We start from the raw sequence: 14,910 nt of genomic DNA, 5'->3' as shown, positions 1-14,910 counted from the left end.
GTTGGAGATGCAACCATTTGGGGGGAATGAGCAGGATGAAGAGAAGGTCAAGATTGGTTATTCTGTTAACGATCTTTGCACTTATGTTTGCTGGCTGTGGCGGAGGATCTGGAGAACAAGGTTCCTCCGGAGGAGACAAGGGGAAACAAACAGTTCTTCGGTTTGCTACCTGGGATACAGGCGAAAAGCTGAAGGTTCAAGAAAATATTGCGAGAGCGTTCGAGAAGTCCCATTCAGGCGTTAAAGTACAAATTGAGCCTTATGCAGATGGCTTCGATCAGAAGCTGGCTGCATCGTTCGGTGCGAGCAATCCGCCGGATGTTATGCTGATGTGGGATTTCCCAACGTATCATTCAAACTTGGAGGCGCTCGATTCCTTTACGGAAAAGGATGCAAGCTTGAAATTAGATGATATATACGAAGGCTTGTTCAATTACGTGAAAGTAGACGGCAAGACGTACGGCTTGCCTGCGGGCTTCACGACGCGTGCTATGTATTACAACAAGAAAGTTTTCGACGCGATGGGCGTTCCATATCCGAAGGATGGCTGGACATGGGATGACTTTAAGGATATTGCAACGAAGCTGACAGATAAATCGAAGAAGCAGTATGGGTTCGGTGTTCGCGCTGAGAATGATCCATACGATTTGCAAGGATTCATCTGGAGCAACGGGGGAAGCTTCATCAGTGATGATGGCAAAACGATCGAAGGCATTATGAATGGATCAGAAACCGTAGCTGCAGTTCAAATGTTCGGCAATATGGTGAAAGATGGATATGGAGTTCTGGTAGGCGGAAAGACACAACTGGGCGGTAATGACATTTTCAAAGCGGGGAAAATCGGGATGTGGGAAAGTGGCGTATGGCCGCTTGAAGGATTCAAGGAGGCAAAGGTTGATTTCGGAACCGTTGAAATGCCGGCGTTCCCTGGCAAGCCTGTAAAAGGCGTAATTTCCGTAAGTGCAGTATCGATAGCGAAACAATCCAAGCAAAAAGAGTTGGCATGGGAGTTCGTGAAGTTCTTTACTTCGGAGGAAGCCGTTAAAATGAAGAGCGATGCTGACCTGCCGATTCGCAAGAGCGTTGTGCAGGAAATGAAGCTTGATCAATCCGAACTGTATGCACCGTTCTATCACATGCTGGAGCGTTCCGACAACACACCAGCCTTTTTGCTCAACAGCAACTGGAACCAAATGAACCGTCACCTTTCGACCGCAATTGATTCTGTCATGCTGGGTGAAGATGCACAGAAAGCACTGGATACAGCAGTGAAGGAAGCCAAAAAATTCGTTGAAAAGAAATAATAAACAATGGGCCGTTGCTTCGAGAGGTGCGTATATACATAACACCTTGCGAAGCAACGGCTCTATTTTTATAGAAACTATGCACTTGGCAACAAGCTTACTTCCATTGGATTCGATATGTGCTTCGGCGATGGTTGTGATGCATCTTAGCCAGTATATACACAATGGCGATGGGTGAAATGAGATACACAAATCCAATGATAAAGCCCTTCATGGTTCCATCAAGCAGGAATGACAAGGACATTAAGCAATTGTCTAGCATTAGATGTGCGAACATGGCGGTCCACCAACCATGCTTCAGCATAATGAAGAGGAACAACATTCCGATGAACAACAGCTCTACTGGTCTTGAATAATAAGGATAGATCGGATAGGTGACATGGCCGAACGCCCATATGAGTGTCGGTAGAATGCCAGCAAGCCATGGATTGCGGAGCCAACGATTCAGTAGGCCTACCCCGAATAAGCGATACACGCCCTCCTCAGAAATAGCTGCAACCCATGCGAGAAGAGGGAACAACGGTGCAATGCGCAGGTTAATCGGCGATTGGGAGGCATCTGTAGATGACCACGCATGAAATCCGGATTCTAAAATAAAGAAAATAACAGTTTGCAGACCGAGCAATACACCTGAATACGCGATTCCGATCCATAATGCCTGAACCAGCTTGCTGCCGAATGAAGTATTGCTCCATGTAGGCAGTACATCCCTGTAGGCAGACAATGCCCATGCTCGCTTGCCCGCATGGATAGAGAAATAGAGAATAACGCCCTGAATAACCGTAACCGCGCCTTGAATGGCGAAGGACAGCCCCATATTCACACTATCCAAAGTGATTTGGAGTTCAAGCGCAAAGAGTCCCGGCAGTGCGTTCCATACATGCAGCAGTGAAATTCCGCATGAGACAGCCGTTAGTACGAACAGTGTCTTCGATCCGAACTTTAGGTCGCGGCGGTAGACGATGCAGGCGATAAGGGAACATGCGCTTAACAGAATTGTCATCCACCTATATCCAATGTTGTAAATGGAAGAAGCGGTTTTCGTTTGATGAAGCTCCTCTGCTTGGTAGCTGTGTGGAATATACCAGAAGGGCTTCAGCATGACGATACGATCCTGCGAGAAGACAGCCTTCACGTTCAATGCAGCCTGCCCGACATGGGCTTCAGGAACGAAGTACGATACGGTGTCTAATTCTGTAGACGATTCATTATGCTTTAATTGGGAAGAATTCCATCCCATATGCTTCAAGAGTGCGTCTGCAAGTTTCTTGCGGCTCGCTGCATCCAATACAGGCTCCTCTTCTTCTGCTGACGTCTCACCCGCCTGATTTCCCATGACCCAGCCTAAGCTGGCAGCGCTCGATGGCTGATCTTTGAATTCAAATCCAATGATACGGCCACTCGTCATGTGCACGTCAATGCACATCACACCTGATCTGCCAGAATGCATCGTATTCAGCAATACTTGGTAGGTATCATATGGGCTGGATGGCTCCCATTTCTGGAAGGAAGAAGCCAGCTTTTCCTTGCTAATATAGCCGGACACGGTAGGCTGACTGCGATACACAACGGTAGGGGCGATATTAGGCTCAGTTGTCATCGAGATATGATGCCGGTTTAAATCCTGCACAAATGTGAGCGCTTTGCGGGCCGCCTCCTCTTTCGTTAAGATGGCTTGAGTGGTTGTCGAATCAGATATGGCCTCTGTTTGTTGAAAGGGAATGAATACCTGCACAATGAGGAATAATAGAAATCCAGCCACTGAAGCAAGGAGAAGCGGCTTCGATATATAGGACATGTCAGAACCTCCATCACATCACACGTTATCGCGTATGATTGCTTATTTGTTCATTTTATCCACTTCAACTTTGTAAAGTCCAGCAGAGAAAATGTAGAAACAATCAGCGATAATGAGTGTTTTGAATACAATCGAAGAAAATGGGGGATTGTAAGCGCTATTTATTCAAGTTTTTCGTCTTATTCTGGTTAATTTGTTCATTCTTTGACTTTGTATGCAGCAAGGGAAACGTATATAATCTCGTTATGAATTGCATACAAGCCGAGTTTCGTGAATGAACGAAAGCGGGGGACCCGATAGATGGGGTGAATTTCGCAAATGTGGATGAACAGAGTCCGCTAGCGAATAGGGCAGCCTGGACGTGCCCGAATCCGACAGCTAACCTCGTAGGCATGTACGTCAGGATACCAGCGATAGCATTGGGATTTCCAGTGCTTTTTTTCGTGGAAAAAAAGAGGTGACTCCCTTGAAGGGAACAAAAAAGGCCATTCGATTCAATTTGACACCGGCGCGAGTGCTGGTTGCTGGATTTGCAGCTATTGTATTATTGGGCGCATTTTTACTTATGCTTCCGATATCGAACGCCAAAGGGGTTCCTTTACCGTTTCTTGATGCACTGTTCACATCAACGTCAGCAACCTGTGTGACGGGGCTCGTAGTAGTTGATACGGGCACTCATTTTACGGTATTCGGGCAGGTAGTCATTATGCTGCTCATCCAAATCGGCGGTCTTGGGTTCATGACAATGGCAACGCTGTTTGCACTTGCCTTGAAGAAGAAGATATCGCTGAAGGAAAGGCTTATCTTGCAGGAAGCACTTAATCAAGGCAGTATGGAAGGCATCGTACGCCTTATCCGTAAAGTTATCTTGTTTGCGGTATGTATCGAGGGAGTTGCAGCTGTGCTGTTCTCGGTACGCTGGGCATTCGATCTTCCATTAGGCAAAGCGATTTATTTCGGTATATTCCATGCCGTTTCTTTATTTAATAATGCTGGCTTTGATTTGTTCGGTTCCGTGAGCGGGCCGTTTACAAGCTTGACCAGCTATGCAGGGGATCCCGTTATCAATATGGTAGCCATGCTGCTCATTATACTTGGCGGTATTGGCTTCATCGTATTGTCTGATTTAGTGGATTATAAGCGTTCCCGTAAGTTGTCTCTCCATTCAAAAATCGTGTTAACGATGACGGGGCTGCTCATTGTGCTCGGAACGATCGTTATATTTATTTTTGAATTTACGAATACGCGCACGCTGGGAAGCTTGACTGGCTGGGAGAAATTTTGGGCGTCGCTGTTCCAGTCGGTCAGTCCGCGTACAGCAGGGGCAAATACGATAGATATCGGAGCCATGCGGCAGGCCTCGCAATTTTTTATGATCATCCTCATGTTCATTGGGGCTTCACCGGGTTCCACCGGCGGTGGTATTAAGACCACGACGTTCGCTATTCTCGTAGGAGCTGTACTTGCCATGATTCGCGGCAAAGAAGATATCGTCATTTACCGGTATCGCTTGGCGAAGGATCGAATCTTTAAGGCAGTTACCTTAACCTTGCTGTCGTTGTTCCTTGTCATTATTGTGTCGATGATACTATCAACGACAGAGGATCACAGCTTTTTGATGATTCTGTTCGAAACAACCTCGGCGTTTGGGACAGTAGGGTTAACGATGGGATTGACGACGGATTTATCGGATATTGGCAAGGTGCTGCTAAGTCTGACGATGTTCGCGGGCCGTCTTGGCCCATTAACGTTGGCTTATGCGTTAGGCCCGAAAAATGAACGGGAATTATACCGGCACCCAGAAGGAAAAATAACGATAGGATAAGCAAGTTAGATTGTAACGGACGAAGGAGTATACAGGGATATGGAGTTGCAGCAGTTTGCAGTGATTGGGATGGGACGATTCGGTTCGAGTCTCGCGAAGGAGCTTGTAAAGCTCGGACATCAAGTTCTTGGCATTGATAAGGATGAGGAAGTAATCGGGGATGTGACAGGGCTCGTAACCCATGCGGTAGTAGCGGACGCGTCGGATGAAGAGGTGCTGCGCTCGCTCGGCATACGGAACTTCGATTGTGCGATCGTAGCCATCGGTGATGATATTCAGACAAGCATTCTTGTTAGTATACAAATGAAGGAACTTGGCGTGAAGAAGGTTGTTGCCAAAGCACTATCAGAGCTGCATGGACGTGTCCTAGAGCGGTTAGGTGTGGATAGGGTAATCTATCCGGAGCGGGATATGGGCATCCGCGTTGCGCATCAGCTTGTATCGCCGAACTTGCTGGACTACATTGAATTGTCCAAGGAATATACCATTGCTGAGCTAAGCGTGCCGAACTGTATGCAAGGCATGGCGCTTAAGGATGTGAATCCACGAGCCAAGTTCGGATGCAGCATCGTTGCGCTTAATAAGCCTAAGGGCATTATTATTGCACCAACAGCCGAAGATGTGCTTGATGAGAAGGATATTATGGTGATGATCGGTACGAATACGCAAATTGAGGATTTCGAAGAAGCGTTCATGTTAAAAGGGAAGTAAAATACGTTGCAAATAAGCCTGCAGTTGTCGCTGGAATGGAAAGCGAGCTGCAGGCTTTGTGTTTTTATGAAGTATTACAAGATGACAATTTTGAATACGAGATATGTAAGGAAGAAGTACATGCCCATGCTGGCTGTGATGAACGGGAAGCGATTCGGACGTATGACTTCTGCTTGTTCCATCGATTCGGTTGTTGCAACAATAACCGATACAAACCAAGTAAAGGCAGCTACGGCTACCGCTAATGCTCCGAAGTTTAAGAGTGCAAGAAGGAATGCGAGCAGATATCCCAAGCCGAACGGCATTTGCATCGCCGCAAGTTGAATCAATGTAGTCTTGAAATCAAGCGGCTTGCTGCCTTTCCAGCGGCTAATGAGCCATATGCTAATAAAGAGCACCGCCAGTACAATCAATTGATAGACGAACAATTGAAGGAAAAAGCTAAATGGCGGCGTGACTGACCGTGAACTTAAGAAGCTGACTGAACCCATCAGCGAAGCGAAAAGGCTTCCAAAAAGTGTATAGCCAAAAAGAGCAAAGCCCAAAGCAGATGCTAACGCTGCAATGACCGCATATATCCAGTCGGACACGGTAAGGCTGCGAGCACTCGCAGGATTTTTTAGCAACTGAAGGATGTTCTTTTTGTCGATTGTTTTGGCCCAATCTGGTACAGTATTGCCTGAGGTTTTGTGGTTCGCTTGAGGCGTCGTGAAAGGATCGCTCTCTGCGGCAGCAGAGACCTGCTGCACAAATTCATCGGCTGTTGGGCTGGCTTGCTTAGCAGTGTTCTCCCCACTGCATTGATGAAATTCATGTTCGTTGATAGGTTTGCCACAACGAGTACATACACTCATGGTTTCGATCTCCTCCCTATTTTCCCCTAGTGATTTTTTCTATTTATCTAAAGCCAACTAAATTCGACAGCAACTGCGTAAAATCCTTCTTCTTCCTTATCATTCAGATTTATTTACCTAATCTCGATAAGGCTGCTGCTTCCATCATTTCATCAATAAATTGGGTAGCGATAGGACTTAATAGTGCCTGTTCTCCGTATACAATGGAAGTTACACGTTCAGTTTGCTTCAACTCTTTCAAGGGAACGGCAATCAGATCATTATCCTTGAGCCACTCCAAACGCAAATAGGAGTGCGGCAGCAGGGCGGCTGCGTGACAAGTGGAAAGCAAGCGTACGATTGCCTCAAAGGAGTCGATCTCCATACGAATGTCCGGCATGATTCGGTATCGGCGGAACAGATTATCAATCAGTTTGCGATACCAGGTTCCTTTTGAAAACAGAAGCATAGGGAGACCGTCCAAGCGATCCATTGACCAGTTGCGGATGCTTGCAAGTGGATGTCTCCGCGGCAGCACGAGTTGAAGATGATCAGCGAACAACGGGATGCACATAAGTCCAGGCTCACGGATGGCATCGGCTACAATGCCTAGATCAATGGTCTGCTCGCGGACAAGAGAGATGATCTCATGCGTTTTGCCGGTAACGGCCTTCAGTCTTGCGTCTGGGTGTCTCTCGACGAAGGAGGAAATGAACAAAGGCAGCGTCGTTTGCAGTGTGGTTAAACTGGCGCCAATCGTGATGGTTGCCTGGCCTTCTGCCTTGAAGGCTGCGATGGACTTCAGGAAGTCGAGCTGCCGATTCCGAATATCGAGTGCGAATTCATACGTAAGCTGACCGACACGCGTCAGTTCAAGCCGTTTGCCATTGCGAATAAATAGCTCTACCCCAAGCTCTTCTTCAAGTTTTGCCACTTGCCTGGACAACGCGGGCTGAGAGATGTTCAGCCGCTTCGCCGCTTGATTCAAGCTTGTCAGCTCAACAACGGCTGCGAATGATTCTAATAAATCGAGCATATTTCATAGCCTCCTATTATATGAATGATGGGCTGCACAGAAAAATGAATGATTGCTTATGCGTTTTAGTTATAAAAGATATAAAAACATTGCAATTCCATTATAAGGGGATTAGGAGTAACATGGTAGTGTCACAAGTTGTTCACATAACTATAGAAAGCGATTTTTAAGAAGAATCGCGAATGTTGTCGAAAGCGGTAACAACCGCGCCATTTCAAGCCTCTATTGATGTGACAAATTATTGACGCTTTCGACAAGCGCAGGTAAAATGAGGATGTTTGTTACCAAAATCTACTGGAACACAAAAGGAAAGGGGAACCGGCACGCTTATGAAACGAGGATACTTTTACTCGCGCAAGTTGCACTCGCTTCTTGGAATTATCCCGCTCGGATTCTTTTTTGTCGAGCACATGCTGACGAACTACTCCGCGTTCGAAGGCGGGAAGGAAGCATTTCAAGGCAGTGTCAAATTTTTAAATGAATTGCCGCTAATATTTTTCCTAGAATTGTTCGGCATTTGGCTTCCGCTTCTGTATCACGGCGTATACGGATTGTACATTGCGTACACATCCAAGAACAATGTTGGCAATTACAATTACGGCCGCAACGTAGCCTTTTTGATGCAGCGGATAACAGGTGTCATTACGTTTGTGTTTGTCATTTGGCATGTATACGAAACACGTGTCCAAATTGCGCTTGGAAATATTACGCATGAACAGCTTGGCACATACATGCATGACATTATTACTTCTCCACTGATGTTTATCATATATTTGGTTGGTGCAATTTCTGCATCTTATCACTTTACGAACGGATTGTGGGCATTCCTTGTGAGCTGGGGCATTACAGTTGGTCCGCGCGCACAGAATGTATCCGCAAAAATTTGCATGGGCTTGTTCATCGTTATGGCAATTATGTTCACATTGTCGCTGATCGGATTCCGTTCAGCAGAATTCCAAGCGGCTGAAGCAATTCAATCAATCATTCCATTTATCGGATAAGGGAGGGTGACGCATTATGGCAAAACAGAACATTATCGTCGTTGGCGGAGGACTGGCTGGTCTGATGGCAACGATTAAAGCAGCGGAAGCAGGCGTTCACGTCGACCTTTTTTCTTTAGTTCCTGTGAAACGTTCTCACTCCGTCTGTGCGCAGGGCGGCATTAACGGCGCAGTCAATACGAAGGGGGAAGGAGACTCCCCTTGGGAGCATTTTGATGACACGGTATACGGGGGAGACTTCCTGGCGAACCAACCGCCTGTTAAGGCTATGTGTGAAGCAGCGCCCGGCATTATTCACTTAATGGACCGCATGGGGGTTATGTTCAGCCGCACGCCAGAGGGCTTGCTGGACTTCCGCCGCTTCGGGGGCACACAATATCACCGCACTGCATTTGCTGGCGCAACAACAGGACAGCAGCTGCTGTATGCGCTTGACGAGCAAGTTCGCCGCTGGGAAGCAGAGGGTCTTGTAACGAAGTATGAGCATTGGGAATTCCTCTCCGCGATCGTGGATGATGAAGGCGTATGCCGTGGCATTACAGCGCAGGACTTGCGCAGCATGAACATTACGCACTTCGCTGCTGATGCCGTTATTTTGGCAACAGGCGGCCCAGGAATTATTTTCGGCAAAACGACGAACTCGGTCATTAATACAGGGACTGCGGCCAGCGCAGTGTATCAGCAGGGTGTTCGCTATGCGAACGGTGAATTCATTCAAATTCATCCAACAGCAATTCCAGGAGATGACAAGCTCCGTCTTATGTCTGAATCAGCACGCGGTGAGGGCGGTCGCATCTGGACGTATAAGGATGGCAAGCCATGGTACTTCCTTGAAGAGAAATACCCGGCATATGGAAACCTCGTTCCGCGTGATATTGCAACTCGTGAAATCTTCCATGTGTGCGTTGATGAGAAATTGGGCATCAATGGCGAGAACATGGTCTATCTCGATCTGTCGCATAAAGATCCGAAGGAACTGGACGTGAAGCTCGGCGGCATAATTGAGATTTATGAAAAATTCATGGGTGATGACCCACGCAAAATACCGATGAAAATCTTCCCGGCTGTGCACTACTCGATGGGCGGCATGTGGGTTGACTACAACCAAATGACGAACATTAAGGGATTGTTCGCGGCTGGAGAGTGTGAATATCAATATCATGGAGCGAATCGACTTGGTGCGAACTCGCTGTTGTCAGCGATATTCGGCGGTATGGTGTCCGGTCCTAAAGCAGTAGAATATGTCCGCGGCTTGAGCAAAGCGACAGAGGATGTATCGACAAGCGTATTTGAGCGTGAGGTGAAGTTGAGAACTTCACAGTATGAGAAGCTGCTGACGATGGATGGCACGGAAAATGCGTACGTAATCCATAAGGAATTGGGCGAATGGATGACCAACAATATGACGGTCGTTCGCTACAATAACAAGCTGGAAGATACAATCAATAAAATAAAAGAACTGAAGCAGCGCTACAGTAATATTAATATGACGGATACTGCGCGCTGGAGCAACCAAGGAGTAGCCTTTACCCGCCAACTGTGGAATATGCTTGAGTTGTCAGAAGCAATGACGAAGAGCGCACTGCTTCGCAACGAGAGCCGTGGGGCACATTACAAGCCTGAATTCCCGGATCGCAATGATGAGCAGTTCCTGAAGACAACAATTGCCTCATGGACTCCGGATGGGCCGGAAATTTCATACGAAGATGTGGACGTATCGCTTATCAAACCGCGCAAGCGTGACTATACGGCGAACAAGAAGAAAGGGGAATAACGATGGTGGAAGCTGTGGCACAATCCAAAAAAGTCAAGTTGATCGTGACGCGTCAGGATGCGCCGGACGCGCAGCCGTACACGGAAGAATTCGAGATCCCATATCGCCCGAATATGAACGTCATTAGCGCATTAATGGAAATCCAACGGAATCCTGTGGATGCATCCGGCAAAACAACTGCTCCGGTATGCTGGGAATCAAACTGCTTGGAAGAAGTGTGCGGAGCTTGCTCCATGGTCATTAACGGCAAGCCTAGACAGGCTTGCTCTGCGCTGATCGATAAGCTCGAGCAGCCGATTCGTATCGCTCCTATGAAGACATTCCCAGTCGTTCGTGACTTGGTTATCAACCGTCAGCGGATGTTCGATGCCTTGAAGAAAGTAAAGGCTTGGATTCCAATCGACGGTACGTACGATCTCGGGCCAGGTCCTCGTATGGCAGAGACGAAGCGCCAATGGGCCTATGAATTGTCCAAGTGTATGACCTGCGGTGTCTGCCTGGAAGCATGTCCGAACGTAAATGAGAAGACGAGCTTCATCGGGCCTGCTCCAATCTCGCAGGTTCGGCTGTTTAATGCGCATCCGACAGGTGAAATGAATAAGGATGAGCGCTTGGAACAATTACTTGATGACGGCGGTATTGAAGGGTGTGGTAACTCCCAGAACTGTGTCCGCTCCTGTCCGAAAGAGATTCCGCTCACAACTTCCATTGCTGAGATGAACAAAGATACAACGAAGCTAATGTTCAAGCGTTGGTTTATGCAATAACTGCAAGCAAAAGCGCCCCTCTGAGGGGCGCTTTTTTATAACTTGTAGAAACAAATATATACAGATACGGTGTACAGATCGTGAAATAAGCCAGTAAAAAATTAAATAATTTTAAGAAAAATTTGTATTCCAAAATTGAAATATCGATTATAGTATTGGATAACAACTTGAATGTGCGCCGGATGCTTGTGAGATGACTAGGAGGTGCCGAGTTGATGCTCCATTTGCCAGTACAGGACAAGAACAGTTGGGATGAGAACAGCCTCTTCAGCAAGGTGAAACTGCTCGTGGACGAATGGGATCCACTAGGCTTGCGTGCACTTGGCGCGCCCGACGATGAATACGATTGCCTTACCGCGTACATAGTGAAGCTTAGTGATGTCAGCTCGGACATGAAGATGATGGAAGAGGAACTTGAACAATGCATGGAAGAGCACTTTGGAATAGGGCCTTCCATCATGGGGGAGGAACGGCTCCAGCGTTGGAGAATGAGTATTTCAATGTTTTGTAAGCGTTTAGATTGGCTAGTACAGCCGGTAGTCCAGCAATATGCAGAGTATTATACTTCAACATAATGGAAGCGCAATCAATTGAGGCTGATGAACAACATAGGCAATGGACTGCCGACCCTATTATAGCGGTCGGCAGTTGTTATTAAAGCATATTCTACAATGATTTGCATTGAAAACGGTGCTGATTCATAATAAAAGGACAAGATATGATAGAAGCTTATTCTGAAAATAGCGAAGACCGAATGCATGTGATAAAGGCAGGGGATAGCTATAAAATCTCCAATTACGGAAGATATGAAAAAGGACAATTCGGTTGCAAATCCTAGTCGGAGGCGCTTCTTGCGTATGATGACAGGAGCAATTGTGGCGCTGCCGCTAGCAGTTGGGGGCTATGCCAGATACATTGAGCCGACCTATGTTAGGCAGCGCAAGATCGAGTTAGGAATACGTGGTTTGCCTCTTTCCTTCGACGGAATGACGATTGCACATCTATCGGATATTCATTACGGCCATAACCTGAATAAATCGAAGCTCGAGAGCATCGTCCAGGATGTACTAGCGAATCGGCCAGACGTCATATGTTTTACAGGGGACATTGTTGATCATGGAGATGTTGTTCCAGCCGAAATTGTATCTGTGCTGCGCCAACTACGGGCGCCGTATGGTTCCTATGCTGTGCTTGGCAATCACGATTATCGGGGGAACGGCGCGCAGGCCGTGCTAAAAGCAATGGAAGAGGCAGATATCCGAATGCTGACGAATGATCATGTGGTACTCAAGCGGAATCAGGATATGCTGGCACTAGCAGGCATTGACGATGCACTGGAAGGTACCCCTGATATGAGGCGTGCTATGCGAGGAATATCGAATACGATGTGCTGCATACTGCTTGCCCATGAACCAGATTGGGGAATGGTTGCTCGCGAGTATAAGGTTGATCTTCAATTGTCCGGACATAGTCATGGAGGACAGGTGCGCTTGCCGCTTATCGGGCCGCTGTTCCTTCCAAAATTAGGAGAGCGATACCCTGATGGATTATATGTGCTAAAACGTGAGAACATGCCAGAACGTCCTCTTCTTATATATACAAGCAGAGGAATTGGTACAACACTTCTGCCCATACGCTTGCTTTGTCCACCAGAATGGACCTTGCTGACGCTAAGGGCGATTGTATAAGGAATTAGGCATAATACGGCCGATCAAGGCATAGCAAAGATATATTAGTATGGTTTACACGGCTAGCTATAAATGAGGATTGGTGAAGGACCCCTACATAACCCTATGGGGGATATGAAGGATATTAGGGAGGAGACGAAGCGATATGCAGTCTATAGCTATCATTTCCGATATACATGGGAATTTACAGGCTCTCGAAGCCGTACTTAATGATATTCAGCGACAAGGCGCTGATAAAATATACTGCCTGGGAGATTTAGTGGGGAAAGGGCCGAACCCTGCAGAAGTTGTAGATTTATTGTTCGATTATTGTGATGTCATTGTAAAGGGGAACTGGGACGAGCTTGTCCGTCAGATTCAGGATGACGAACAGTTCAGCTGGCACGCGCAGCAGTTGGGCCAAGAAAGGTTAGCCCGCTTGGAACGGCTGCCGTTCTCGTATGACTTCAATATGAGCGGTCGGCATATTCGTCTATTTCACGCTTCCCCTCACAGTGTGTTCAATCGAGTACAGCCTTGGGATGATAAGGAAAAACGTCTGGGCATGTTCGATTTTACTCCATCACTGACTGAACCGCTCCATCCATGCCAATCACCAGATGTGGTCATTTATGGAGACATTCATAATGCGTTTTTGCAGCATTTTAAAGGTCATACCTTAGTGAATTGCGGAAGTGTCGGCAATCCTCTTGATATGACACAAGCGTCCTATGTGATGTTGCAGGGTCATTTCGGCCAGGTTCAGCAAAGTGAATTTTCGATCCAATTCCATCGGGTTCCCTATGATATTGAACAGGCAGTACGGGCAGCGGAAATGAGTGATGTGCCTGGGGTGAAGCCGTATGTTCGAGAGCTTCGTACAGGGGTATATCGCGGGCTTCAGCAGAATGAAAATTAATTGTTGGAAATGATTGTTGTCTGCATGCTTTCGTGCTAGGATAGAATAGGTTTATGAGATGCCGTCCAGTTAAGGGCGGCATTATTGTTGCACAATTCAACTAGAACGTAATGGGAGCGGATGGAACAGTGATTGACCCATTCGCGCATTATGCACCGGGCGGCGTAAGCCGCATGCAGAAAGGAAGGGTTCATCAGTGAAAGCGCAGAAATGGTTTACTCATCCTGTAGGCATGACCGTAAGCGCGATTATCGCTACACTGTTGTGGGGAAGTGCGATGCCAGCAATTAAGCTTGGGTACGAGGCGCTTGGGATTGGCTCGGATGCAGCTAATGAACAGTGGGTATTTGCAGGATATCGATTTGCCCTGGCTGGAATTATGCTTATTTTATTGACTGCTTGTATGAATCGTAGGCCGCGAACTGATCTGAATCGCAGCGGCAAATCTAGACGTGTTGGCTGGCGGGTAACGCGTCTTGCAGTCATACAGACATTTTTACAGTATATCTTCTTCTATATTGGACTAAGCTTAAGCACCGGAATGAAGGGAGCGATTATTTCTGGGGCAACCTGCTTCTTTCAAATGATTGTCGCAAGGATGGTTGATCGCAGTGAAAGCTTCACATTCGGTAAGACACTCGGGTTGTGTCTTGGTTTCGTAGGAGTTATTATTGTGACTTTCAGTAATACAGCCGACGCAGACATGTCCTTTGGCATCGGTGATGTTTGCTTGATTTTATCGGCATTGTTCGGTGCGATAGGGAATGTGCTGGCGCGTTATGAGGCGCGCGAATTGCCGGTATTATGGTTGACAGGACGCCAAATGGCGCTTGGTGGCGTTGGGCTTATTATAGTGGGCGCATGGCGTGCAGGATTTGCCCCTTTCCAATGGGACGCTTCATCTCTGATGCTGCTGTTCTATCTGGCATTCCTGTCGGCAGCAGGATTCAGTCTATGGAATCTAATTATGAAATATAATCAAGTAGGCAAAGTATCCATGTTCCTTTTCCTCATTCCATTGTTTGGGGTTCTCTTATCCGCTTGGCTGTTGAATGAATCGTGGAACGGCGGTACATTGGCAGCTCTTGGACTCGTGGTGGCGGGAATCATTGTTGTCAATCGTTCATCGTCTGGAAAGGCAGCTCGCAAGGCAATTCGGAGAGCAGTTTAACACAGGCTTAATGATTTGTTACACAACGGTAATATTCCTGTTAACGTCAATAGCGTTGCATAAAAGAATCCCACTGCAAATATTAAAGGAAAGATATTGTTGCA

General features: G+C 47.0%; 13 protein-coding genes and 1 riboswitch. Of the genes, 10 read left to right on the top strand and 3 right to left on the bottom strand.

Annotation, left to right across the window (positions count from 1 at the left end):
- Nucleotides 1-35 precede the first annotated feature (35 nt).
- Nucleotides 36-1,304, top strand: coding sequence for an ABC transporter substrate-binding protein (locus PAV_RS25920; protein WP_005551031.1), 1,269 nt, complete (start codon nucleotides 36-38; stop codon nucleotides 1,302-1,304).
- A gap of 97 nt (nucleotides 1,305-1,401) precedes the next feature.
- Here the strand turns inward: PAV_RS25920 and PAV_RS25915 are convergent, their stop codons facing one another.
- Entirely contained in the window at nucleotides 1,402-3,102 is a 1,701-nt protein-coding gene (locus PAV_RS25915; RefSeq protein WP_005551030.1) for a CPBP family intramembrane glutamic endopeptidase, read from the bottom strand.
- Nucleotides 3,103-3,351: 249 nt separating this feature from the next.
- A riboswitch (cyclic di-AMP (ydaO/yuaA leader) is annotated at nucleotides 3,352-3,510 on the top strand.
- A 58-nt stretch (nucleotides 3,511-3,568) separates the two neighbouring features.
- Here PAV_RS25915 and PAV_RS25910 point away from each other — a divergent pair.
- Both PAV_RS25910 and PAV_RS25905 read left to right on the top strand, forming a co-directional pair.
- Nucleotides 3,569-4,927, top strand: coding sequence for a TrkH family potassium uptake protein (locus PAV_RS25910; RefSeq protein WP_005551029.1), 1,359 nt, complete (start codon nucleotides 3,569-3,571; stop codon nucleotides 4,925-4,927).
- 39 nt (nucleotides 4,928-4,966) lie between these two features.
- The gene (locus tag PAV_RS25905; protein WP_005551028.1) at nucleotides 4,967-5,638 is read left to right on the top strand and encodes a potassium channel family protein; all 672 of its coding nucleotides are present in this window, start codon (nucleotides 4,967-4,969) and stop codon (nucleotides 5,636-5,638) included.
- A gap of 74 nt (nucleotides 5,639-5,712) precedes the next feature.
- Here the strand turns inward: PAV_RS25905 and PAV_RS25900 are convergent, their stop codons facing one another.
- Entirely contained in the window at nucleotides 5,713-6,492 is a 780-nt protein-coding gene (locus PAV_RS25900) for a hypothetical protein (RefSeq protein ID WP_005551026.1), read from the bottom strand.
- 109 nt (nucleotides 6,493-6,601) lie between these two features.
- Nucleotides 6,602-7,507: a LysR family transcriptional regulator gene (locus PAV_RS25895; protein WP_005551024.1), complete on the bottom strand. Its 906-nt coding sequence runs from the start codon at nucleotides 7,505-7,507 to the stop codon at nucleotides 6,602-6,604.
- Between the two features lie 329 nt (nucleotides 7,508-7,836).
- On the opposite strand from PAV_RS25895, the gene PAV_RS25890 reads away from it, so the two are divergent.
- The 7 genes from PAV_RS25890 to PAV_RS25860 all read left to right on the top strand — a co-directional run bounded on the left by PAV_RS25890 (nucleotide 7,837) and on the right by PAV_RS25860 (nucleotide 14,806).
- Nucleotides 7,837-8,508, top strand: a complete 672-nt coding sequence (locus PAV_RS25890; protein WP_005551022.1) for a succinate dehydrogenase cytochrome b558 subunit — start codon at nucleotides 7,837-7,839, stop codon at nucleotides 8,506-8,508.
- A 16-nt stretch (nucleotides 8,509-8,524) separates the two neighbouring features.
- Nucleotides 8,525-10,282, top strand: a complete 1,758-nt coding sequence (sdhA, locus tag PAV_RS25885) for a succinate dehydrogenase flavoprotein subunit (protein ID WP_005551021.1) — start codon at nucleotides 8,525-8,527, stop codon at nucleotides 10,280-10,282.
- Nucleotides 10,283-10,284: 2 nt separating this feature from the next.
- Nucleotides 10,285-11,049: a succinate dehydrogenase iron-sulfur subunit gene (gene sdhB / locus PAV_RS25880; protein ID WP_040736919.1), complete on the top strand. Its 765-nt coding sequence runs from the start codon at nucleotides 10,285-10,287 to the stop codon at nucleotides 11,047-11,049.
- Between the two features lie 215 nt (nucleotides 11,050-11,264).
- Nucleotides 11,265-11,624, top strand: a complete 360-nt coding sequence (locus PAV_RS25875) for a hypothetical protein (RefSeq protein WP_005551019.1) — start codon at nucleotides 11,265-11,267, stop codon at nucleotides 11,622-11,624.
- 282 nt (nucleotides 11,625-11,906) lie between these two features.
- Nucleotides 11,907-12,737, top strand: a complete 831-nt coding sequence (locus PAV_RS25870) for a metallophosphoesterase (protein WP_005551016.1) — start codon at nucleotides 11,907-11,909, stop codon at nucleotides 12,735-12,737.
- 145 nt (nucleotides 12,738-12,882) lie between these two features.
- Nucleotides 12,883-13,635 (top strand): metallophosphoesterase family protein, encoded by a 753-nt coding sequence (locus PAV_RS25865; protein WP_005551014.1) that lies wholly within the window; start codon nucleotides 12,883-12,885, stop codon nucleotides 13,633-13,635.
- A gap of 196 nt (nucleotides 13,636-13,831) precedes the next feature.
- Nucleotides 13,832-14,806, top strand: a complete 975-nt coding sequence (locus PAV_RS25860) for a DMT family transporter (protein ID WP_005551012.1) — start codon at nucleotides 13,832-13,834, stop codon at nucleotides 14,804-14,806.
- Nucleotides 14,807-14,910 lie beyond the last annotated feature (104 nt).

The sequence above is a fragment of the Paenibacillus alvei DSM 29 genome (assembly GCF_000293805.1).
In the GTDB taxonomy this organism is placed as follows: domain Bacteria; phylum Bacillota; class Bacilli; order Paenibacillales; family Paenibacillaceae; genus Paenibacillus_B; species Paenibacillus_B alvei.
The sequence above is the reverse complement of the archived record's forward strand: the minus strand, read 5'-3'. Positions and strand labels throughout refer to the sequence as shown.